Below are 21,440 nucleotides of genomic sequence, written 5' to 3' on the forward strand. Positions count from 1 at the left end.
ATGATTTTCATGTCGGGGTTGCGGCTGAGACGCCATGGTGGTTTTCACAGAAATAATGAAGGAAAAAAAGCGCAGGTCGCGAATACTATCCTAGTAATGTTTGTGAGGAGTAGAAGGGGATAGATAGGACAATGGAAGACAGAGACTTTTTGCAGTTTATTGATAAAGTAAAACGCAAGACCGGTATCGATCTTGCACTGTATAAGGAAGCTCAGATGAAACGCAGACTAACCTCGCTGCGCGTAAAGAGAGGATACCATACATTCGAGAGCTTTTTTGAAGCGATGACGAAGAATCAGGAACTGTTTGACGAGTTTCTGGATCGCATGACGATAAACGTATCGGAGTTTTTCCGCAACCCGAGCCGCTGGGAAGTGCTCGAGAAGAAGATTTTGCCGCGTTTGCTGCAAGAAAAGAGCAAGATCAAATGCTGGAGCGCCGCTTGCTCGACGGGTGAAGAGCCGTATTCGCTGGCGATGCTTCTCTCTCGTTTTATACCGCTGCACGAAGTGGACATCACCGCAACGGACATTGATGAAGGCGCAATTGCCAGGGCCAAGCGCGGCATCTACACTGAACGTTTACTGCAGGATGTGCCGAAAGATTTGGTTGCCAAATATTTTAAAAAAGACGGTATTATGTACAGCATTTCGGATGATATCAAGCGCTTAATTAAATTTAAGCGTCACAATATGCTCGCCGACCCGTTTGATCAAAACTATGATTTAATTATTTGCCGTAACGTGATGATTTATTTTACAGAAGAGGCAAAGCATAATTTGTATCATAAGTTTGCCGCCTCTTTGCGTACCGGCGGCGTACTATTCGTCGGAAGTACAGAGCAAATCTTTCAGCCTCAGCAGTACGGATTTGAGCCGGAAGATACCTTTTTTTATCGCAAAATGTAGCTTCTGAATGAAAAATACACGCCGCGCGTGTTCCGGTATGGCGAGCGCGGCGTTTTTGCTGAATTTTGTCTAGGATTTTCCCGGCAGCTATACTATAATAGCATGTAAAAAATAAAATGAGCCGCCGAGAGACCGGACGGCTGTGTTTTATACCAAAAGAAACAGACGCAGGAAACGCCGGCAATACAAAAAGCAGTACAGTATCGTTGTTTTCCGGCGTAAATTAAAAGGGTGGAGGAAGATTATGCGCTATCTCACAGCAGGAGAGTCACATGGACCGCAATTAACGGCAATTATCGAAGGAGTACCCAGCAACTTGCCTCTTTCCATTGAAAAAATTAATGAGCAGTTGCTGCGCCGCATGAAAGGTCATGGACGGGGCCGCCGCATGCAAATCGAGAAGGATCAGGTAAAGATTGTCGCCGGCGTACGTCACGGTAAGACCACGGGTGCCCCGATTTGCCTTGTGGTAGAAAACAAAGACTGGACGCACTGGCAAACGATTATGAGTCCGGAGCCGGTGGATGAAGGGGAAGACAAACGCCGCGTCTCACGTCCGCGTCCGGGCCATGCGGATTTAAACGGTGCGCTAAAATACAACCAGCGCGACATGCGCAACATTCTGGAGCGTTCCAGCGCGCGGGAGACTGCAATTCGCGTAGCAGTTGGCGCAGTGGCGCGTCAATTATTAGAACAATTTGACATTACGGTCGCAGGTCATGTACTTCGCATCGGAGAGGTGCAAGCGAAACCTGTAGACGTAAGTCTGGAAGAAATGATTCGTATTACGGAAGAATCTCCGGTACGCTGTTTGGACGCTGACGCCGCGAAGAGAATGATGGACCTGATCGATAAGGCGAAAGCCGACGGCGATTCGCTTGGCGGCGTGGTAGAAGTGCGGGCAGAAGGTCTGCCGGTGGGGCTTGGCAGCCATGTGCAGTGGGACCGTAAGCTTGACGGCCGTCTTGCCCAGGCAATAATGAGCATTCAGGCATTCAAAGGCGTGGAGATTGGCATCGGATTTGAAGCGGCTGCCCGCCCCGGGTCGCAGGTGCATGATGAGATTATTCTTGATGAGCAGGGGAACTACTCTCGCAAAACGAATCGTGCCGGCGGATTGGAAGGTGGCATGACAACGGGAATGCCTGTTGTTGTACGTGGCGTCATGAAGCCGATCCCAACGCTGTATAAGCCGCTGAATAGCATTGACATTGATACGAAGGAGCCATTCGCCGCCAGCATCGAGCGTTCGGACAGCTGCGCCGTGCCGGCCGCCAGCGTCGTGGCGGAGGCAGTTGTGTGCTGGACACTGGCCGACGCGCTCTGTGAGAAATTCGCGGGCGATTCGCTGGAAGAAATGAAAGCCAACTATGATAAATACAACCGTCATGTAGAGGAGTTTTAATCGATGAAACAGTTGACGGTAGAGTTGGGGGAACGGTCATATCCAATCTGGATTGGACCTGGCGTAATCGAGCAACTGCCGCGTCTGCTCGAAGAAGCGGGCATCGACAGCGGCCGCAAGCTGTTCATCGTTACCGATGAGCATGTGGCTCCACTGTATTTGGACCAAACGAAGAGTCAACTGCAGGATGCCGGTTATATGGTATACCATAGTGTAGTGGAAGCCGGAGAGAAGGCGAAAAGCCTGGCTGTCTACGAACGGGTAATGACCGAGGCGCTTGAAGCTGGATTGGACCGCAAGTCGGCGTTTCTTGCCCTGGGCGGCGGCGTGGTTGGAGACCTGGCCGGATTTGCAGCGGCTACGTATATGCGCGGCGTAGCGTTCGTACAGATTCCGACGACGTTGCTGGCCCATGACAGCAGCGTGGGCGGTAAAGTGGCGGTAAACCACCCGCTCGGCAAAAACATCATCGGTGCATTCCATCAACCGCGTCTGGTCGCGTATGATACGGAATTTTTGAAAACACTGCCGCCGCGCGAAGTGGCTGCAGGATTTGCCGAAGTGATAAAGCACGGATTGATCTGGGATGAGACATTCGTGACGTGGCTTGAGCAGAATGCAGAGGGTCTGCAGCGTTTTGAGCATGATCTGCTGCAGGAAGCGCTGCTTCGTGCCTGCAGTGTGAAGGTGGCTGTGGTCTCCGAAGATGAGAAAGAGCGGGGTCTTCGCGCGATCTTGAATTTGGGCCATACGTTCGGCCATGCGTTTGAGGCGCTGTGCGGCTATGAGACACTGAATCACGGCGAAGCGGTCTCCATCGGTATGGTTGCCGCTGCCATGCTCGCAGAGAGATTGGGCATCGCAAGCGGCATCAGCGCCCGTACACGGCATATTCTTGAGAAATATCGGCTTCCGGTTATGCTGCCGCACGCAATGAACGCAGATGAGATTATCGAAGCAATGCGGCGTGATAAAAAAGGAGAAGGCGGCAAGCTTGTATTTGTGCTGCCGACTGCAATTGGCAAAGTAGAGATTAGAAAAGATGTGGCAGAAGAGCCGGTGCGTGAAGTGCTTCGCGCACTGCAAGAAGGAGGGGAGTCGTAATGGCAGTTCGTGGTATCCGCGGGGCGATTACCGTTACCGTAAACGAAGAGGCCGCTATTCTCGAAGCGACTGAAAAATTGATACGTGCTATGGTGGAAGTCAATGGCGTGGACCCGGAAGACATAGCGAGCGTTATGATTACAGTAACACACGATTTGGATGCGGCGTTTCCGGCGCGTGGAGCACGCGCACTTCCGGGATTCGAGCTGGTTCCGCTTATGTGTTCGAACGAGATTCCGGTGCCGGGCAGTCTTGAAAAATGCATCCGGGTAATGATGCTTGTCAATACGGAGAAATCAAGCCGAGAAATCCGCCATGTATTTTTAGAAGGCGCGTCGGTTTTGCGCCCCGATTTAAATTCGCAGGTAAAGTAGAGGGCGGAATGGTTGACAGCCGGATGAAAAGCCGCTATGCTGAGAATAACCAAGATAGATTGAGTTAGAGTTGAGAGCAGAGAGAAGATTTGAGTCTGAGAAGAGCAGAGCCTGAGAAGAGACGAAGATCTGTTGATTAAGTATGTACGGAACAGACATTTCGAATCCAGGGCTGTGTTAACCCTGGATTTTTTGCGTCCTCTTTAGGCCCTCTTCCCCGATGAGAGGAGAGGTACAACCAATATGTTTACCCCAACATTGGCGGAGGTGCGCGAGTTTGCCCGAAGCCACAATTTTATTCCCGTTTCTTATTCCCTTCTGGCCGATCAGGCTACTCCCATTCATTTGTATCAAAGTTTGCGCAGACCCGATTCGTTTTTGCTTGAAAGCGTAGAGGGGGCAAGCCGTCTCGGCCGCTATTCGTTTATTGGGCTTTCGCCGTTTCTTAAGTGCCGAACGGTCGAATCCGGTCTTGAGCTTTCCTATCGTTCGGGAGAGCGCGTACTTGTGGAAGGCAACCCGCTGGATGTGCTCCGCCGTCAGCTTGGACAATTCCGCAGTCCCAGCATAAAGGGCTTACCTCCGTTTACCGGCGGTGCGGTTGGACTGCTTGGGTATGAGACGGTGAGATTCATTGAAGAGCTTCCCCGGGCTGAGCATGATGAACTGCAACTTGATACGATGCATCTGCTGTTCGTGGACGAAGTTATCGCATATGACCATGTGAAACAGGAAGTAAAAGTGATTGCCAATATGCAGGTACACGAGAATATGACGGACGAAGAGTTATCCGCGCTGTACGAGAAGGCGTGCGGCCGGATTCGCGAGCTGGTGCGTGAGATTGCCGAATCAGAGACACGGGCGTTTGCCCGCATCGACAACATTCCCATGGAAGGCAAGGAACTTACCGTAACAAGCAATATGACGAAAGAAGCGTATATGCATAAGGTGAACCGGGCTAAGGAATACATAGCAGCGGGGGATATTTTCCAGGTAGTGCTCTCCCAGCGGTTTGCCGTTGAATATACAGCGGATCCGCTGCTTGTCTACCGCATTCTTCGTCTAACCAATCCTTCGCCCTATATGTATTATTTCGAAATTGACGGTGTAACGGTCGCCGGAACGTCGCCTGAGTTGCTGGTTAAGGTCACTGACGGAGAAGCGGAAACGCGGCCGATTGCCGGAACGCGTCGCCGGGGTGCGGATGAGGCGGAAGACGCGGTGCTTGCGGCCGATCTGCTGTCCGACGAAAAAGAATGCGCCGAGCATTTGATGCTGCTCGATTTGGGGCGTAACGACATTGGGAGGGTTGCCCGTTTCGGAAGCGTGGAAGTGACGCAGCAAATGGAAATCGAATATTATTCGCGGGTGATGCACATGGTCTCGCATGTCCGCGGTACGCTGGCTGAAGGAAAAGAGCCGTTTGATGCGCTTACTTCCTGCTTCCCGGCTGGAACGTTATCCGGCTCACCGAAAATCCGGGCGATGGAGATTATCGCAGAGCTGGAAGGAGAGGCACGCGGTTTTTACGGAGGTGCCGTTGGTTATTTCAGTTTTGGCGGCAATCTGGATTCATGCATTGTCATTCGGACCATTGTATTCCGAAACGGAAAAGCGTACGTACAGGCGGGAGGCGGCATTGTGGCCGACTCTGTGCCGGAGGATGAATATGAAGAGTCAAGAAACAAGGCGCGGGCTATGCTGCACGCGTTGAGCTTAGCTGAGAAAATGGCGAGCGTAGAGGAGATGAGAACCTATGTTTAAACAATTGCTCAGGCAAGTTGCAGAGGGAGAGTCGCTGACACGGGAAGAAGCGCGTAACGCAATGCGGCTGATTATGGAAGGCGAGGCACAGCCGATGCAGATTGCCGGATTTTTGACGGCACTGCGCATGAAAGGCGAGACGGTGGACGAAATCGTCGGGTTTGCGGAGACGATGCGCGAGAAAGCGGTCCGCCTGAATACGGATGGTGAAGGGTTGTTGGATACATGCGGTACGGGCGGTGACGGCGGCATTTCATTCAATATTTCTACGGCGGCAGCACTTGTTGCGGCGGCGGGCGGCGTCCGCGTCGCCAAGCACGGCAACCGGGCCGTATCAAGCAAGAGCGGCAGCGCGGATGTATTGGAAGCGCTCGGTGTGACCATTACGACGACTCCGGAAGCGGCAGAGCGCTGCCTCGAAGAGACGAATCTCTGCTTCCTGTTCGCCCCACAGTATCATCAGGCGATGAAGCATGCGGTCGAACCGCGCCGCCAGCTCGGCTTCCGTACCGTATTTAACCTGCTGGGTCCGCTTACCAATCCTGCCCGTGCCGATCGGCAATTGCTGGGCATTTATGATAGAAATCTCGGACTGAAGATAGCGGATGTGTTGAACGAGATGGGCGTCAAACGTGCGCTTGTCGTGGCCGGTGCGGACGGCTTGGACGAAATCAGTGTCAGCGAGCCGACATACATTGTGGAAGTGGATCATGGCGCAATTTCTTCGTATACGATCCATCCGGAAATGTTCGGCCTGTCTTCCCACCCGCTGACTGACATAGCAGGCGGGGATGCGCGGGAAAATGCGGGAATTATCCGCCGTATACTGGACGGAGAGCCGGGCGCATACCGTGATGTTGTCGTATTGAATGCAGCCGCCGCGTTCTATCTGAGCGAACAGGTCGGCTCCATCGCGGAAGGTGTCCGTTTAGTAGAGGAACTGCTGGACACGGGACGGGCAAAGCACAAACTAGCGCAGCTGATTCAAGTAACGGGAGGTGTCAGTCATGCTTTCTAAAATCGTAGAGCAGAAGCGTCGGGAAGTTGAGCAATTGTATGAACGCACTTCAATTGCGGATTTAGAAAAACAGATTGCAGACCTGCCTGCCTGTCTCTCGCTTAAGCAGAGATTTTTGCAGAGGAGGCGCAAAGTCGGCGTCATTGCCGAGGTAAAAAAAGCATCGCCGTCACGCGGATTGATTCGGGAGCCATTCGATCCGCTTGCCATTGCGCATGCATATGAAGAGGCCGGTGCGGAAGGGATATCCGTGCTGACGGACGAGGTGTTCTTCCAGGGCAGTCTGGACTTTTTGCGGCAGATTAAACAGACGCTTACGAAGCCGATTCCGCTTCTGCGCAAAGATTTCATGATTGATCCGCTGCAGCTATATGAAGCACGGGCGTATGGGGCGGACGTCGTCTTGCTCATCGCAGCTATCCTTGACCGCGAACAGCTGTACACACTGGCGAATGAAGCGCGCTCGCTTGGATTGGAAACGCTGGTAGAAGTGCACACGGCGGAAGAATTGGATACGGTATTGGATACAATTGAACCCGACCTGCTGGGCATTAATAACCGGGATTTAAAAACTTTTCAGACCTCTCTTGCCACGACGTTCACTCTGTTGGAACAGCTTCCGGATTCGTTTGTTACGATCAGCGAAAGCGGTATTCATTCACCAGAGCAAATCGCACAGTTGGCCGAAGCGAACATCGACGGCGTGCTGGTGGGTGAGCACTTTATGCGCCAGGCAGAAATCGAGAGTGCCGTATACGATTTGGTAGGGCCGATACGCAGTACGGAGGAGGCACGTTCATGAAGCCGCTGCTGAAAATTTGCGGCATTACCGATACGGAAACGCTGGTGGAGATGAACGCTGAAGAACTCATGGCCGACCAGCTCGGTTTTGTATTTGCCGAAAGCCGACGACAGATCGAGCCGGAGCAATGGAAGCGCCTTTCCTATCTTATACCGGATAAGGTAAAAGCGGCAGGTGTATTCGTAAATCCCTCCCTTAAAGACATTGAGGCAGTATTTGAGGCGGCTCCACTCCATATCGTACAGCTGCACGGCGAAGAAACGCCTGCGTTTTGTGAACAGGTACGCAATCGGTTCGGCTGTGCGGTGACCAAAACGTTCAGCATTCGGGAGAACGAGACGGACCGGCCGCAAGCGGAGCTTTCCGCCTACGTCGGAAGCATGGACTATATGCTGTTGGATACGGCGGTGGGAGACAGATACGGCGGTACCGGAAAAACATTTGACTGGAAGCGGATTGCCCCATACCTTGCATGGAGCCGTACACACGGCATTCCGCTGCTGGTGGCAGGAGGAATTGGTGCGGACAATATGCTTGATTTACTAGAACGACATCGCCCGGATGGTATCGATATTTCAAGCGGCGTAGAAACAAACGGACGCAAAGATATCGAGAAAATACGAAGAATTATCGAGAGGATGAGAGAGTATGAGCAGAGCGCAGTTGAGTAAGCAGAGCAAAGGAAGATTCGGATCGTTTGGTGGCAGGTATGTGCCGGAAACGCTGGTGAATGCCCTGGATGAACTGGAGGCAGCGTATGAAGATGCGCTGCAGGACAGGGCGTTTCAAGAGGAGTTAGCCGATTTGCTGCGGCAGTATTCCGGACGCCCCACCCCGCTGTATTTTGCGGAGCGGTTGACGGAGAAGCTGGGCGGCGCTCGCATTTATTTAAAGCGGGAGGACTTGAATCATACCGGCGCCCATAAAATCAACAATGCGCTGGCTCAAGGGCTGCTGGCAAAACGCATGGGCAAAAAAGAAATCATTGCCGAAACCGGCGCAGGCCAGCACGGCGTGGCGGCGGCAACCGTTGCCGCACGCCTGGGGCTCAAGTGTAAAGTGTTTATGGGTGAAGAAGATATGAAACGCCAGAAGCTCAACGTATTTCGGATGGAACTGCTGGGGGCGGAGGTCGTTCCGGTGTATTCGGGTACGCGTACATTGAAAGACGCGACCAGCGAAGCGATCCGTTTCTGGGTAAGCAAAGTGGATACGACGTTTTATATGATCGGATCTGTAGTCGGGCCGCACCCGTATCCCAAAATGGTCCGTGATTTTCAGCGCATTATCGGCGATGAGGCGCGGGCGCAAATTCTCGAATTTGAGAATCGTCTGCCGGACTATGTCGTGGCGTGCGTAGGCGGCGGCAGCAACGCAATGGGCATTTTCTATCCGTTCCTTCAGGATACGACCGTTTCGCTTATCGGCGTAGAAGCGGCGGGACACGGCATAGATACGGACAAACATGCGGCTACCATTACGAAAGGCAGCCAAGGTGTTATTCATGGAACAATGACGTATTTGTTGCAGGATGAGTTCGGACAGATTATCGAACCACATTCCGTCTCAGCCGGTCTAGACTACCCGGGTGTAGGACCGGAGCATGCGTATCTGCATGACAGCGGTCGTGCCACCTATCACGCAATAACGGATGAGGAAGCGTTGGACGCGCTGCGTCTGCTCTGCCGCGAAGAGGGAATTATTCCCGCATTGGAAAGTGCACACGCAATTGCCGAGACGATTAAGCTTGCACCGACGCTCACATCGGACGATATTATCGTCGTCTGCCTGTCCGGCCGTGGCGATAAGGATGTAACGCAGATTTACGAACGGGAAGGGGAGAAGCAGGCATGAGTAGTATAAAAACAGGAGCCGAGCGTATTGCGGCGGCGTTTGCAGAGGGCGAGCAGGCATTCATTCCATTTATTACAGCGGGGTATCCGGCTCCCGAATTAACGGTAGATATCGCACTTGCGATGCAGGAAGAAGGCGCGGCAGTCATTGAGCTGGGCGTACCGTACTCCGACCCGCTGGCAGACGGCCCAACGATTCAACATGCCTCGGCACAGGCGCTATCACACGGCGTTACGATCCGTCGCACACTGGAGATAGCAGCGGATATGCGCAGGTCGGGCCTTACTGTTCCGCTGGTGCTGTTTACGTATATCAATCCGGTATTACAGTATGGTCCGGAACGGTTGTTTAAAGAGATGGAGGCATCCGGTATAGACGGCATTCTTATCCCGGATTTACCGGTGGAAGAAGCCGGAGACATCGAAACGCTGGCGGAAAACTTCTCGCGTCCGTTGATTCAGCTTGTTGCCCCAACTTCTGAACAGCGTGTCGAAATGATTGCTTCACGGGCAAAAGGGTTCCTGTACTGCGTATCTTCGCTTGGCGTAACCGGCGCCAGGGATGCGCTTGATGAAGGAGTCACCCGCTTCCTTGCCCGTGTGCGTCAGCACGCTTCCGTCCCTGTGGCGGTAGGCTTCGGTATTTCGAGTGCCGAACAGGCACAGATGGTTGCCCCGTACAGCGATGGATTTATCGTCGGGAGCGCTTTGCTCGAGAAGATTCGCGAGGCAGAGCCGATGCTTACGAAAGAAGAGGCGAAAGAGGAAGGTTTTCGTATAGTAAAAAGATTTGTACAACAGTTGCGATCTAGGGTATGATGGATGAAAAAGTGAAAACAAACATGAGGTGAGAGCATGATTCCAAAAACCCGGATTGTCGACCTGCCTGTATACGAGCCGGGCAAGCCAATTGAAGATGTAAAACGGGAGTTAGGATTGACTGAAGTTATAAAGCTGGCATCCAACGAGAATCCGTTTGGTTGCTCAAAGAAAGTAAAAGAGGCGATTGTAGCCGAGCTTGACCAGTTGCAGATTTATCCGGACGGCGCTTGTCTGGAACTGCGCGGTTCGCTGGCCTCGTTCCTGGGTGTGAAAGAGCAGAAACTGATTTTCGGAAACGGGTCCGATGAGATTGTAATGCTCATCGCACGCGCCTATCTGGAAGCGGGAACGAATACGGTAATGGCGACGCCGACGTTCTCCGTTTACAAAACAAACGCCACCATTGAAGGGGCGGAAGTGATTGAAGTGCCGTGCATAGACGGTTCTCACGATTTGGATGCTATGCTGGCACATATCAATGAGCAAACGCGCGTTGTCTGGGTGTGTAACCCGAACAATCCTACAGGGAAGATGATTGCCGAGGACGAGCTGGTCCGCTTCCTTGAACGAGTGCCGACGCACGTACTTGTTGTGCTGGACGAGGCATACATAGATTACGTAAAAAATGAGGCGTTTCCAAAATCGCTTAATCTCCTCGAAAAATATAACAATATGATCGTACTGCGCACGTTCTCGAAGATTTATGGTATTGCGGCGTTGCGTGTCGGCTATGGAGTGGCTGCAGAAGAGATTGTTGACAAGCTGAACCGTGTACGTGAGCCGTTCAACGTAAACCATCTCGCACAGAAAGCCGCGCTGGCCGCGCTCTCGGATCAGGAATTCGTCGCGCAGTGCAAAGCGGCCAATGCCGAAGGCCTGGAGCAAGTGTATACGGAATTGGACGCACTCGGCGTACCGTACTACCGTTCCGAAACAAATTTCGTGTATATAATGCCCGAACGTGATCCAAGAGAGATTTTTCAGGAAATGCTCAAGCAGGGCGTTATCATCCGCGCGTTCCCGGAAGCGATTCGCGTAACGATCGGAAGCAAGGATCAGAACGAAAAAATGCTGGCTGCACTGAAGTCTGTACTGACTCCCACGAGAGGATAAATCCTTCGCGGGTCTGCGGTCTTTTTGGTAGAGTGGAGGAGAAGGCAGAGGTATGACTGAGATTGCGATTCTAGGAGTGGGGCTTATCGGCGGTTCGCTGGCCCTTTCACTAAAGAAAAACGAAGATGTACATATTACCGGATTTGATGTGGTGGAAGACAATCTGCGCATGGCGTGCTCACTCGGCGTAATCGATAGAGGAACGACTCATCTCGCCGAAGCCGTGGCGCAGGCTGATTTCATCTTTTTATGTGCTCCTGTAGGCAAACTGCAGGAGTTGATTTCGTTTTTGCGTTACACGCCGTTAAAGGAGGGCGCAGTCATTTCTGATACCGGCAGCACAAAAGTATCGGTAATGGAACATGCGTACGGATTTGCACAACGAGGCGTGTATTTCATCGGCGGACACCCGATGGCAGGTTCGCATAAATCGGGGGTAGAGGCCTCGCACGACCGTCTGTTTGAAAATGCGTATTACGTGCTGACGCCACCTGAAGGTACGCCGAATGAAATAGTAGAGCGTTTGAAAATACTGCTTGCACCGACCCATGCCAAAGTCGTAATAATGGATGCACAGAAGCATGACGAAGTCGTGGGAGCGATTAGCCATTTTCCGCATATTATTGCCTCCGCGCTGGTGAACCAGGTGGCTTCTTATAATGACGAGATGGATTGGTACCGCTGTCTGGCTGCAGGCGGATTCCGCGATATTACGCGTATCGCATCCAGCAACCCGGGTATGTGGCGCGATATCCTGCTGAACAACCGCCCGGTAATGAAGAAGCTGGCGGAAGATTGGAAACAGATACTAGATCAAATCTCCGAGCTGATTGAAAAAGCGGACGGAAAAGGTATCGAGCGATTCTTCGCAGAGGCTCGTGCTTTCCGTGACGGATTGCCGGAGAAGAAGAAAGGCGCCTTGCAGCCGTACTTTGACCTCTATGTGGACATTCCGGACGAGCCAGGGGTTATTGGTCGTATTACGACTCTTTTGGGTCAGGAAAATATTAGCATTACGAACATTAGCATATTGGAGACGCGCGAAGATATTCTCGGCGTCCTGCGCATTTCATTCCGCAGTCACGAAGATATGGAACAGGCGAGCCGTGTTCTGCAAGAAAAAGGCTACGGCGTATACGAGCGTGAGTAGGAGGTGCTTATAAAATGACGACGATTCAAGGGATAAAGCAAGTGCGGGGAGACATTACGGTCCCCGGTGATAAATCGATTTCACACCGTGCCGTAATGTTCAGCGCGCTCGCCGAAGGGACGACTACGATCGAAGGATTCCTTCCGGGTGCTGATTGTTTGAGTACAATCTCCTGCTTCCGCAAGCTCGGAATCACGATTGAGCAGGAAGGAGACCGGGTACGGGTAGAGGGCAAAGGATGGTATGGCCTGACGGAGCCGTCTGAGATTCTCGATATTGGCAACTCCGGTACCACGATTCGGTTGATGATGGGCATTCTTTCGACTCAGCCGTTTCACAGCGTACTGATTGGCGACGAGTCGATTGCAAGAAGACCGATGAAGCGGGTAACAGGTCCGCTGCGCCGGATGGGCGCAGATATCGCAGGACGGAACAACGGAGAATATACTCCGCTCTCGGTGCGCGGCGGTAAGCTTACAGGCATCGAATACCGATCGCCGGTCAGCAGTGCACAGGTCAAGTCTGCCGTACTGCTCGCCGGTCTTGCGGCGGAAGGAGAGACGACGGTGTATGAGCCGGAGGTATCGCGCGATCATACGGAGCGGATGCTGCGCTCATTCGGCGTAGATGTCGAGTCTTTCAACGGAGGCGTACGCGTGCGCGGTGGGCAGTCTCTGCAATCTCCAGGCCACATCCAGGTACCGGGCGATATTTCCTCGGCGGCATTTCCACTGGTCGCAGCAGTGATCATTCCGGGAAGTCATATTGTCGTGCGGAATGTGGGCGTAAATCCCACCCGCTCCGGCATTATCGATGTATTAAGAGAGATGGGCGCCGATTTGACGCTTGATAACGAGCGGGAAGTAAATGGCGAACCTGTAGCCGATATCGAAGTGAAATATGCCCCGCTCAAGGGCATCGAAATTGGCGGAGCGATCATCCCGCGCCTGATCGATGAAATTCCCGTTATTGCGGTTCTTGCTACACAGGCGGAGGGCACAACCGTTATTAAAGATGCGGCAGAGCTAAAGGTAAAGGAAACCAATCGAATTGATACGATAGTGGCGGAACTCAGCAAGATGGGCGCTCGCATTGAGCCGACTGAGGATGGGATGATTGTCTACGGCAGGACGCCGCTTCGCGGTGCCGTGTGCGACAGCCATGGAGACCATCGTATCGGTATGGCGGCGGCTATAGCAGGTTTGGCGGCTTCCGGTGAAACGATAATACAAAACGCAGATTCGATAAACGTCTCGTTTCCAGGGTTTTTTACAACCTTACGACAAATTAGCGAATAAATCGTTAAAAAATAAAATAAGTCTGAATAAAATATTGACTTTTCATAGAGAGACTATATAATGAAATTCATAGTATGGTTTCTCTCCACTCCTATCCATATATGGGAATTTTCCATACCGCTTCGCGTAACGTGCCGGGGCGGCTTTTTTTTGTATAGGAATATAGGAAAGTGTAAGCGAGGAAAAACGCCCGCGAGTTTTTCTTACTCTTTTCCATCAAAAAATCTTTCAATCTACGATAAAAGCGAAGCGAACCCGGAAATGACTTGAATCATTCCGGGTTCATCGTTTTTTAACAGTGAACTTTATCGCGTGTTGACATCCGCTGCTTCATAATCGTGTTAATCAAATGGTCGACTTCCTTGCTTGCCGCAAGCACTTTCTCATCGCGCAGATTCTTGTTGGCCTGTATATAAAGAGAGTGCATTGAACGCCTTTTTTCTGTGATTAATTGAATTAATCTTGTCTCTTCCACAGCCACTCCTCCTTATCCGATCACATGACCAGTCATATTCCGCATCTACATGTTCCATTGTAGTACGCTAAAGAATTCCAGAAAAGACCTAATTAATCGACAAATTTTAACATATTATTTTTCTGCGCATGTTTTTTTCGACCTCACATATGCATGTAAAAAGGAGGGCGATAGGATGGAAGTGATTGTGCGGGGCGCGACCCTGGTTAACCCGGAACGCTGTTTTGTAGCTGACGTTTGGATTAAGGAAGAAATAATTCATTATATCCATGAACATATCCCCAAAAAAGGACCGATAAAAGAGATAGACGGGAGCGATTATTATATGCTGCCGGGTTTTTTTCGTTTCGGCACTTCGCTTGGCAGCAACAGGACAAGCCTATCGGAATTTAAAACGATACAGGAGCAATGGTTCAAAAACGGTTATACCGCGTATGTGGACGATCTGACCATGCTCCATACGTCGGCCTGGCGAACGGTTCTTGGCTATGAATTGGCCATGCATCATAACAGTCGTCTTACGCATCGGGTGCGTCTGCGTGTGCCATATCGTTCGGTGAATGAAACGGTAATCCGCGCCGTGCTTACCCACCGTATTCCTATGATGGAGATGATTTTACTTCCGGAAAATTCGCTTTCCGCATCGTTTTGGTCGCTGCTTTTAATGGGCTTCTCCCGCTATCGGCTCTCCGTTAAACTGTCATTTGCGCGAGAATGCACGCTGCGAGAGAGAAAGCGGTGGCTTACGGATAATCTGCCGCAGGTTGTTTCCATGCTGGAATATCGTGGAATACCACTTATATTGGATGAACACCCGGAGATTGTAAAGGTCGTTTGCAATAATAAAAGCCCATACGGTGCGTATATCACATGGGAAGTTAATAGGGACTGCCCGGTGGTCTATGATAGAAAGCAATTTGGAGAGCTTGCACTATCCGCTGCAAATTTTCCATCGTCCGGGATAGATGAGCGGATGCTGCGCCGCATGGTAGAGGTTGGCTCCCGCTTGCCGGCGAGGCTGTTTGGCGCTTATCCGCAGAAAGGTGCGCTTGTAGCGGGCTCGGAAGCCGACTTTTTTCTTATCCCTAAAAATTTTTTTGGAAACCCTGCAACTTTTTGGACCCCTTCCTTCGTCTATACAAAAGGAAGAAGAAACAAATACTTACTTTTTACAGAAAAAGATGCAAATACATGTAATACAGCTCTCTGAATGTCTGGCTGTAATAAGACAGAAACGCCCGGCGCGGAAGAGAGCAGGAGTCAACGAGGGGGTAACGGATGTTAATCACTGATTCTCAGTTAATTCGCGAAATTAAAGACGGGCGGGTAGAGTGTTATGCAGAATTAATCAACCGATACGAACGAAGGATTCTTGCTTTTATTCTGCACATGCTCAAAAGCTACCATATGGAAGATATGGCGGAGGATTTAGCACAGGAAACGTTCTATAAAGCGTTCCGCAGTCTCCAGTCGTTCCGGGATGCGGAAGCATCTTTCTCCACCTGGCTTTATACCATTGCCCGCAATACCGTGCTGAGCGAATTACGAAAGAGCCGGAACTCGGAAGTTTATCTCGAAGATAGCAAGCAGCAACCGGCACGCATTTCTGTTGATAGGCTGCCGGAGCAGGAACTGCTGCGCATCGAACGAGTTCATCTTGTACGCCAGGCGATTAACAAGCTTCCAGAAAAACAGCGCACCGCCCTTGTCCTGCGGGAATATGAACAGCTTGATTATAAAGAAATTGCTGTTATTCTCGATTCGACGGTCAGTTCCGTAAAGTCGCTTTTATTCCGTGCTCGCCACAGCATTAAACAGCAGCTTGAACCGTATATGCTTGATGCTTCGTTCGATGAAGCGGAAGGAATGGGGTAACCGATGGACTGTAAGACAGTTCAGCGGCTGCTTGCAGACTATACGGAAGGCAAGCTGCCTTTAACAGTGGAGGAAGAAGTGGAAAAGCACCTTGAGGACTGTGAAGCCTGTCAGGAAGAGCATGCATTTTACATAGATTCGACCCAGCAGGCTCTTCTTCATTCACCCGTCTTGCCTGCGAGGTATGAGCATTTGACGGTTTCTGATAGAGTGATGAATCGAATTCTTGAAGAGAATAAATGGGCTGCCCCTGCTCCGGAACGAGCGCGCGAAATTCCGCAGCCCATGCGACGCTGGATTACCGGTCTGGCGGTTGCCCTGCTGTTTGCCTGTTTTTTGCCTATTTTTATGTTAGGCAGGCAGTTGAATGAAGTCATGAACCCGACACCGGCCGATACGGCTACTGATATCGTCGTCTCGGCGGAAGCGCTGCGTTTTTCGCCGAATGATGCGAATAATATTCGAACAACTCAATATGGCATTGTTGCCAGCGCCAGGAACCCCATTTCATACAGTTTGCCGCCGGAGCAGCCGTCGCGTGTTCACTATGGCTTGCTCTCGGCATTGTTTGGTATACTGATTAGTGTGGTTAGTATGAGTTGGCTTTCACGCTTAAAGAAACATGCAGGCTGACCGTTCGTTCCGGACGGTTTTTCTTTTTGCCGGAGGGTGAACAGCAACAGGGAGGTTTTTTCATGAAGCAACAATGGCAAACGCAGTTGGACAGAGCCATCGCTTTATTGGAAGCAGGAGATATCCAAGGGGGCCTGGAGACGCTTGCATCCGTTCGGAAACACCAAACGGATGATCCGGTGCTTGGATTACAGCTTGTCAATATTTATCACGAGTTAGGACATCATGATGCGGCGCTTGACATTTTAGAGGAGATGGAGAAGGACCAGAAGGAATGGGGCAATGAGATACAGCAGGAGATGAACGTATACCGGGCTTCGCTTTATATTGATTTGGATAGATTGCAGGAAGCGATGGACACGCTGCTTACTATCAAAGAAACTGGAACGGACGATTACCGCGTCTATGCGCTGCTGGGAGAGCTGTTTCTTATTGAAGGACTTGAAGAGGTGGCGATTCGCTATTTCGAGCAGGCCATCGAAATGGAACCGAATAATGAAGAAATTCAGTATTTGCTGGGCAAACTGTATGCGGAACAGGGGGAGAGCGAGCGTGCAATGGAGAAATGGCAGATGATCGAAGGATTTGAAGAAGAAGCGCCGATCTTGCATGAACGCGCCCGTCTGGCGGCCCGGCAGGGAGATTTCGAAGCCGCTCTTACATTGTATGAGAAGCTTGGAGAAGATGATAGCGATACGGAAGCCTTATACGGGGCAGGCATGACTGCCTATCAAATCGGCGATTGGCAGCGGGCTGTACGCCATTTGGCGCGCCTTATCGAAGCGGATGCGGATTACATAGCCGCCTATCCGCTGCTCGCTGAAGCATTATGGAAGTTAGATATGCATGAGCAGGCCCTGGTAATCTACCAGCGGGCGTTGTCGCTGCATATTGAAGAAGAAAAGCTCCTGCACGGCTACCTTGGCTTTTGCATTGAGCTTGGTAAATGGAAAGAAGCTGAAGCAGGAATTGCGCGGCTGCGAAATCTGGACGAAGATGACCCGATATATTGGTACTGGCAGGGTCGGCTTGCGGAAGCGAGAGGGGAGACGGAAGATGCTCTCGCTTACTACGAGCAGGCGTTGGACGGAGGCGAAGTAGTGGCCGACGCCCAGCAGCGTTACCAAAATTTAATGCGGCATTGAATAGTAAGCGAATAAGCCACAGGTACCTGGAATTCAGGTGCCTGTGGTTTTTTAGAATCGGAAGCGGGGAAGTTAGAGGTTCGACTTGATGAAAAAAAGCCAGTCGCCTTTTCGCCCTTGATATTTTCCCTTCTCCTTCTATACTTTTTTCTAGCTCTTAAGTATACGTTACTTTTCTTTCGGTCAATACTGACAGGTAACAGTATCGCCTAAGAAAGGGGCAATTCGCGTGAATCTTGCTGATACGCTTGTATACGCCGATATCCGACAATTGCGTCAACTCGCCACCTCTTGCGGGCTTACGTGCAATCTCCATTCAAAACACGACCTGATACAAAATCTGCATAATCGTTTGACTTCCCTTCCCTTTTGCCGGGAGATGCAGGAGAAGCTGACATGGGAAGAGAAGCGGTTCTTGCTTTCTTTGATATTCGAGGCGCGAAAGGAATATTCGCGTGAAGCGCTGTTGAGCCGGGCGAGAAAATCGTTTAAAGAAGATATACAGCATGATGAACACGAGCGATTGGTAGAGCGAGTGCTTAAGTGCGGGTGGCTGTTCCGCATGCAGAAGCCCCATTCAACCGTGTATGCGATCCCGAGCGATTTGCAGCGGCGGTGGCGGGATATTTTTGTTAAAGAAGTGCGTGATGCTGCATATGGTAATTATACGAAGCCCGATTTATACCGCGACGACACGTATGTTATGGCACATGATGTACAGCAATTGCTTCGTTTTGTGCAGACGAATCGCGTACCGTTGTCCAAAGAAGGAGTTATGTACCGCAGGCAGCAGCAGAAACTGATGGATTTGATGGCCGTGCGTGAGAACCCGGTCGATGGCAAAGAGTGGCGTTTTGGATACGGACGAAGATTCCGGAATTATCCGGACCGTCTTGCGCTGTTGTATGACTATACGTATCATCAGCAATGGTTAAGGGAAAGGGCAGAAGGGCTAACGCTGACGGAAGAAGGAATGAGGCAGGCATTGGCGCAAGAGTGGGAGAAAGAAGAAAGAGCGAACAGTCTCGTAACGTTTTGGCTGCTATCTTACAAAAAAGCGATCCCTGCAATTGAAAGTCTGTGGATGTTCATTGTCTCTATCTGTGAACCGGAATGGCTTGATGAAGAAAGCCTTGTTCATGCGCTGCAAAATTGGGTGTGTCCTTTTTATTATGACACTGAAGAAGAGGTGGTTCGCCGCCGTCTACTATCCATGATGGTATATCTGGGAATCCTAAGCCGCGGAATGGTTACCGCAGATTCCCCTGTTTATCTGGTAACAAACTGGGGTAAATCTTTATTAAATAGGACACAACATTGTAAATAGTTAAGGACACATCACACATCCCACGGACGAGAATATGATGAAGTAATAGAAACTGATTCTCTTCCGGCTCAAGGAGTGAGATAACATTAAAGATAGTTAATTCTGAATATTTAAACAACTATGCAGTTGGTCACATAGGCCGCTCGTTAATCAAGCATGCATACAAAAAAGAAGCAAAGCGGTACTATCGAATGGAGGGAAAACAAATGGAAAAGCAAAAGCAAAACATTGTAAATCCTTCGACACTTAGCCTTATGGCCGAAATGATTTTAGATGAAGCCATCCGTAAATATCGAATTGAAAATCTTTATAAGCATATTGATGAAGCGTTAGAAGCAGGTGACAAGAGCAGATTCAAGACATTGACTAGCGAGCTTAAAGAAGTGCTCGGAACGAAAGCGGTCAAGTAGCGCAACGAAAAAAGATATGGTAAGCTAAAACCCGGAAATTCCGGGTTTTTTGCTTTTTGAGAACCTGAATAGTAAAAGGAAAGAGGGAAGAAATATGCGCTGGAAAGCGGAGGACATGGAACAGATCATTGCGATGCAGGAATATGTGGATACGCTCCTGTATCCCGTATGCGTATCTGGAGAAGAATGGGACGAGAGCTGGATTAAAAATCAATTCTGGCTGGAGAGAGTATGCGGCTATGCGGAAAGACAGTTGACGGGCCGTTTATTTTTATTCCAACCCTTATGTGTAGCGCTTACAAAGGAAGCGGATGAAGAAATTTCTTATATGTTTATCCAACAAAATATCCAGGCGCTTTCACGGCGCTTCACTCATTGTATAGTAGTTACGAATGATAACACTGTGTCTATAGAACTTACAAAAAGGGGAATCGAAACCTACCTTGTTTCTGATCCGCCGGAAGAGAAAGCGGATACGAAGGCTTTCCTCGAAAAAGCTTTGAGCGAAAGCAACCGCATTGTAAAGCGCTGCATTGCACTCTGGCAGAATAATTAAAGGATAAATTGTGACAAAATATATAACAATAAGAAGAAAGGCACAGGAAACTACAGTGTTTCCTACGTTGCAAATTCTTGACAGTATATAACCCTTCCATTATGATGGTTATGTCCTAGTAAAGATGTGTAGTAATGCTTCTGTCCGTGCGGACGTTATCATAAGGATAGGAGGTTAGAGAGCATGAGTGAACGTAACAACAAAGGGGTATCCAGAAGGCAATTCCTCAACTATTGTCTTACTGGAGTCGGCGGGTTTTTGGCAGCTGGGATGTTAGCGCCGATGGTTAGGTTCGCAATCGATCCGGCCCTGCAGAAAGCAGATGCAGCCGGTGACAAAGTTCCCGTAGCGAGCTTAAGCGAGATTACTGAAGAGCCGAAAAGCATCAGCTTCAAAAAGAAGATTAAAGATGTGTGGACCGGCGAACAGGAAACTCCTTTAACAGCTTGGGTGTACAAGCAGGGCGATGAAGTGATTGCGCTTTCACCAATCTGCAAGCATTTGGGCTGTACGGTGAACTGGAATGGGGATGAAAAGCACAAAAACGAATTCTTCTGTCCCTGTCACTTGGGACGCTACGAGAAGAATGGAAAGAATGTTCCGGGTACACCGCCAATGAAGCCGCTTGATCAGTACGAGGTCGAAATTAAAGACGGTAAAGTACTGCTCGGTGAGGTTAAGCCAAACAAGATTGCAGAGGGGGCATAGTGTAACATGATCCGCAAAATGTACGATTGGGTCGATGAGCGTCTGAATGTTACCCCGATGTGGCGTGACATTGCGGACCATGAAGTGCCCGAACACGTAAACCCGGCCCACCATTTTTCGGCGTTTGTTTACTGTTTTGGTGGACTTACTTTCTTTATTACCGTTATTCAGATTTTGTCCGGTATGTTCCTGACCATGTATTATGTTCCGGACATTATTAACGCGTATGAATCCGTGAAATACTTACAGAACGAAGTGGCTTTTGGGGTTATCGTTCGGGGTATGCACCATTGGGGTGCGAGTCTGGTAATCGTAATGATGTTCTTACATACATTACGGGTGTTCTTCCAAGGAGCCTATAAGCGTCCGCGTGAATTGAACTGGGTTGTTGGGATGTTAATTTTCTTCGTCATGCTTGGACTGGGCTTCACAGGGTATCTGCTTCCATGGGACAACAAAGCATACTTCGCTACGAAGGTAGGCATTCAAATTGCGGAGCAAGTTCCGCTGATCGGCGGCTTTATTAAAACGCTGCTTCAGGGTGGACCGATTGTCGGGGCCGAAACGCTCGCACGTTTCTTTGCAATCCACGTATTCTTCCTGCCTGGCGCGCTGCTTGGTCTTCTGGGCGCACACTTTATTATGATTCGGAGACAGGGAATCTCTGGACCGCTATAAGATGGAGTTCGATCCATTGACA

General features: G+C 50.4%; 23 protein-coding genes. 22 read left to right on the top strand and 1 reads right to left on the bottom strand.

The genetic code is table 11. From position 1 onward, the window contains the following. Positions 1 to 131 precede the first annotated feature (131 nt). The 13 genes from ADA01nite_RS08455 (at position 132) to aroA (ending at position 13,611) form a co-directional block, all read left to right on the top strand. On the top strand, positions 132 to 908 hold the full coding sequence (locus ADA01nite_RS08455) for a CheR family methyltransferase (RefSeq protein ID WP_146809516.1): 777 nt from the start codon (positions 132 to 134) through the stop codon (positions 906 to 908). A 244-nt stretch (positions 909 to 1,152) separates the two neighbouring features. After that, a complete protein-coding gene (gene aroC / locus ADA01nite_RS08460) occupies positions 1,153 to 2,313 on the top strand; it encodes a chorismate synthase (protein ID WP_146809517.1) in 1,161 nt (386 codons plus the stop codon). Between the two features lie 3 nt (positions 2,314 to 2,316). Then, complete coding sequence (gene aroB / locus ADA01nite_RS08465; protein ID WP_146809518.1) at positions 2,317 to 3,417, top strand: 3-dehydroquinate synthase; 1,101 nt, start codon at positions 2,317 to 2,319, stop codon at positions 3,415 to 3,417. Further along, positions 3,417 to 3,791: a chorismate mutase gene (gene aroH / locus ADA01nite_RS08470; RefSeq protein ID WP_146809519.1), complete on the top strand. Its 375-nt coding sequence runs from the start codon at positions 3,417 to 3,419 to the stop codon at positions 3,789 to 3,791. Before aroB ends, aroH begins: the two co-directional genes overlap by 1 nt. A 243-nt stretch (positions 3,792 to 4,034) precedes the next feature. Then, complete coding sequence (trpE, locus tag ADA01nite_RS08475) at positions 4,035 to 5,555, top strand: anthranilate synthase component I (RefSeq protein ID WP_146809520.1); 1,521 nt, start codon at positions 4,035 to 4,037, stop codon at positions 5,553 to 5,555. Beyond that, positions 5,548 to 6,573, top strand: coding sequence for an anthranilate phosphoribosyltransferase (trpD, locus tag ADA01nite_RS08480; RefSeq protein WP_146809521.1), 1,026 nt, complete (start codon positions 5,548 to 5,550; stop codon positions 6,571 to 6,573). The genes trpE and trpD overlap by 8 nt, the downstream gene beginning before the upstream one ends. Continuing rightward, the gene (gene trpC, locus ADA01nite_RS08485) at positions 6,563 to 7,375 is read left to right on the top strand and encodes an indole-3-glycerol phosphate synthase TrpC (protein ID WP_146809522.1); all 813 of its coding nucleotides are present in this window, start codon (positions 6,563 to 6,565) and stop codon (positions 7,373 to 7,375) included. The genes trpD and trpC overlap by 11 nt, the downstream gene beginning before the upstream one ends. Next, positions 7,372 to 8,046: a phosphoribosylanthranilate isomerase gene (locus ADA01nite_RS08490; RefSeq protein WP_146809523.1), complete on the top strand. Its 675-nt coding sequence runs from the start codon at positions 7,372 to 7,374 to the stop codon at positions 8,044 to 8,046. The genes trpC and ADA01nite_RS08490 overlap by 4 nt, the downstream gene beginning before the upstream one ends. Then, positions 8,024 to 9,229: a tryptophan synthase subunit beta gene (trpB, locus tag ADA01nite_RS08495; RefSeq protein WP_146809524.1), complete on the top strand. Its 1,206-nt coding sequence runs from the start codon at positions 8,024 to 8,026 to the stop codon at positions 9,227 to 9,229. The genes ADA01nite_RS08490 and trpB overlap by 23 nt, the downstream gene beginning before the upstream one ends. Beyond that, complete coding sequence (trpA, locus tag ADA01nite_RS08500; protein WP_146809525.1) at positions 9,226 to 10,047, top strand: tryptophan synthase subunit alpha; 822 nt, start codon at positions 9,226 to 9,228, stop codon at positions 10,045 to 10,047. Before trpB ends, trpA begins: the two co-directional genes overlap by 4 nt. A 36-nt stretch (positions 10,048 to 10,083) precedes the next feature. Beyond that, entirely contained in the window at positions 10,084 to 11,163 is a 1,080-nt protein-coding gene (gene hisC, locus ADA01nite_RS08505) for a histidinol-phosphate transaminase (protein ID WP_146809526.1), read from the top strand. Between the two features lie 52 nt (positions 11,164 to 11,215). Further along, complete coding sequence (locus ADA01nite_RS08510; RefSeq protein WP_146809527.1) at positions 11,216 to 12,313, top strand: prephenate dehydrogenase; 1,098 nt, start codon at positions 11,216 to 11,218, stop codon at positions 12,311 to 12,313. Between the two features lie 14 nt (positions 12,314 to 12,327). Then, positions 12,328 to 13,611, top strand: a complete 1,284-nt coding sequence (gene aroA / locus ADA01nite_RS08515; protein ID WP_146809528.1) for a 3-phosphoshikimate 1-carboxyvinyltransferase — start codon at positions 12,328 to 12,330, stop codon at positions 13,609 to 13,611. A 292-nt stretch (positions 13,612 to 13,903) separates the two neighbouring features. Here the strand turns inward: aroA and ADA01nite_RS08520 are convergent, their stop codons facing one another. Beyond that, positions 13,904 to 14,086, bottom strand: a complete 183-nt coding sequence (locus tag ADA01nite_RS08520) for an aspartyl-phosphate phosphatase Spo0E family protein (protein WP_146809529.1) — start codon at positions 14,084 to 14,086, stop codon at positions 13,904 to 13,906. Between the two features lie 175 nt (positions 14,087 to 14,261). Between ADA01nite_RS08520 and ADA01nite_RS08525 the strand changes: the two genes are divergently transcribed. The 9 genes from ADA01nite_RS08525 to qcrB all read left to right on the top strand — a co-directional run bounded on the left by ADA01nite_RS08525 (position 14,262) and on the right by qcrB (position 21,418). Next, positions 14,262 to 15,296, top strand: coding sequence for a hypothetical protein (locus ADA01nite_RS08525; RefSeq protein WP_146809530.1), 1,035 nt, complete (start codon positions 14,262 to 14,264; stop codon positions 15,294 to 15,296). 74 nt (positions 15,297 to 15,370) lie between these two features. Then, entirely contained in the window at positions 15,371 to 15,961 is a 591-nt protein-coding gene (locus ADA01nite_RS08530) for an RNA polymerase sigma factor (RefSeq protein WP_146809580.1), read from the top strand. Positions 15,962 to 15,964: 3 nt separating this feature from the next. Further along, entirely contained in the window at positions 15,965 to 16,594 is a 630-nt protein-coding gene (locus ADA01nite_RS08535) for an anti-sigma factor family protein (protein ID WP_146809531.1), read from the top strand. 62 nt (positions 16,595 to 16,656) lie between these two features. Then, positions 16,657 to 17,739: a tetratricopeptide repeat protein gene (locus ADA01nite_RS08540; protein WP_146809532.1), complete on the top strand. Its 1,083-nt coding sequence runs from the start codon at positions 16,657 to 16,659 to the stop codon at positions 17,737 to 17,739. Positions 17,740 to 17,968: 229 nt separating this feature from the next. Further along, the gene (locus ADA01nite_RS08545) at positions 17,969 to 19,066 is read left to right on the top strand and encodes a hypothetical protein (protein ID WP_146809533.1); all 1,098 of its coding nucleotides are present in this window, start codon (positions 17,969 to 17,971) and stop codon (positions 19,064 to 19,066) included. 206 nt (positions 19,067 to 19,272) lie between these two features. Further along, positions 19,273 to 19,476: an IDEAL domain-containing protein gene (locus ADA01nite_RS08550; protein ID WP_146809534.1), complete on the top strand. Its 204-nt coding sequence runs from the start codon at positions 19,273 to 19,275 to the stop codon at positions 19,474 to 19,476. A gap of 94 nt (positions 19,477 to 19,570) precedes the next feature. After that, complete coding sequence (locus tag ADA01nite_RS08555; protein ID WP_146809535.1) at positions 19,571 to 20,032, top strand: DUF2487 family protein; 462 nt, start codon at positions 19,571 to 19,573, stop codon at positions 20,030 to 20,032. A gap of 183 nt (positions 20,033 to 20,215) precedes the next feature. Next, entirely contained in the window at positions 20,216 to 20,740 is a 525-nt protein-coding gene (locus ADA01nite_RS08560; RefSeq protein WP_146809536.1) for a ubiquinol-cytochrome c reductase iron-sulfur subunit, read from the top strand. Between the two features lie 6 nt (positions 20,741 to 20,746). Next, positions 20,747 to 21,418, top strand: coding sequence for a menaquinol-cytochrome c reductase cytochrome b subunit (qcrB, locus tag ADA01nite_RS08565; RefSeq protein WP_146809537.1), 672 nt, complete (start codon positions 20,747 to 20,749; stop codon positions 21,416 to 21,418). Positions 21,419 to 21,440 lie beyond the last annotated feature (22 nt).

Origin of the sequence: Aneurinibacillus danicus (assembly GCF_007991215.1) — a bacterium.
Classification (GTDB): Bacteria; Bacillota; Bacilli; order Aneurinibacillales; family Aneurinibacillaceae; genus Aneurinibacillus; species Aneurinibacillus danicus.

Bases quoted from the DNA above. Each gene is read 5' to 3' on its own strand.
- trpA (WP_146809525.1), top strand. From the start codon at position 9,226: ATGAGTAGTATAAAAACAGGAGCCGAGCGTATTGCGGCGGCGTTTGCA.
- trpE (WP_146809520.1), top strand. From the start codon at position 4,035: ATGTTTACCCCAACATTGGCGGAGGTGCGCGAGTTTGCCCGAAGCCAC.
- trpD (WP_146809521.1), top strand. From the start codon at position 5,548: ATGTTTAAACAATTGCTCAGGCAAGTTGCAGAGGGAGAGTCGCTGACA.
- aroC (WP_146809517.1), top strand. From the start codon at position 1,153: ATGCGCTATCTCACAGCAGGAGAGTCACATGGACCGCAATTAACGGCA.
- trpB (WP_146809524.1), top strand. From the start codon at position 8,024: ATGAGCAGAGCGCAGTTGAGTAAGCAGAGCAAAGGAAGATTCGGATCG.
- ADA01nite_RS08455 (WP_146809516.1), top strand. From the start codon at position 132: ATGGAAGACAGAGACTTTTTGCAGTTTATTGATAAAGTAAAACGCAAG.
- aroH (WP_146809519.1), top strand. From the start codon at position 3,417: ATGGCAGTTCGTGGTATCCGCGGGGCGATTACCGTTACCGTAAACGAA.
- aroB (WP_146809518.1), top strand. From the start codon at position 2,317: ATGAAACAGTTGACGGTAGAGTTGGGGGAACGGTCATATCCAATCTGG.
- ADA01nite_RS08550 (WP_146809534.1), top strand. From the start codon at position 19,273: ATGGAAAAGCAAAAGCAAAACATTGTAAATCCTTCGACACTTAGCCTT.
- ADA01nite_RS08555 (WP_146809535.1), top strand. From the start codon at position 19,571: ATGCGCTGGAAAGCGGAGGACATGGAACAGATCATTGCGATGCAGGAA.
- ADA01nite_RS08535 (WP_146809531.1), top strand. From the start codon at position 15,965: ATGGACTGTAAGACAGTTCAGCGGCTGCTTGCAGACTATACGGAAGGC.
- ADA01nite_RS08560 (WP_146809536.1), top strand. From the start codon at position 20,216: ATGAGTGAACGTAACAACAAAGGGGTATCCAGAAGGCAATTCCTCAAC.
- ADA01nite_RS08510 (WP_146809527.1), top strand. From the start codon at position 11,216: ATGACTGAGATTGCGATTCTAGGAGTGGGGCTTATCGGCGGTTCGCTG.
- ADA01nite_RS08540 (WP_146809532.1), top strand. From the start codon at position 16,657: ATGAAGCAACAATGGCAAACGCAGTTGGACAGAGCCATCGCTTTATTG.
- ADA01nite_RS08490 (WP_146809523.1), top strand. From the start codon at position 7,372: ATGAAGCCGCTGCTGAAAATTTGCGGCATTACCGATACGGAAACGCTG.
- ADA01nite_RS08525 (WP_146809530.1), top strand. From the start codon at position 14,262: ATGGAAGTGATTGTGCGGGGCGCGACCCTGGTTAACCCGGAACGCTGT.
- trpC (WP_146809522.1), top strand. From the start codon at position 6,563: ATGCTTTCTAAAATCGTAGAGCAGAAGCGTCGGGAAGTTGAGCAATTG.
- aroA (WP_146809528.1), top strand. From the start codon at position 12,328: ATGACGACGATTCAAGGGATAAAGCAAGTGCGGGGAGACATTACGGTC.
- qcrB (WP_146809537.1), top strand. From the start codon at position 20,747: ATGATCCGCAAAATGTACGATTGGGTCGATGAGCGTCTGAATGTTACC.
- hisC (WP_146809526.1), top strand. From the start codon at position 10,084: ATGATTCCAAAAACCCGGATTGTCGACCTGCCTGTATACGAGCCGGGC.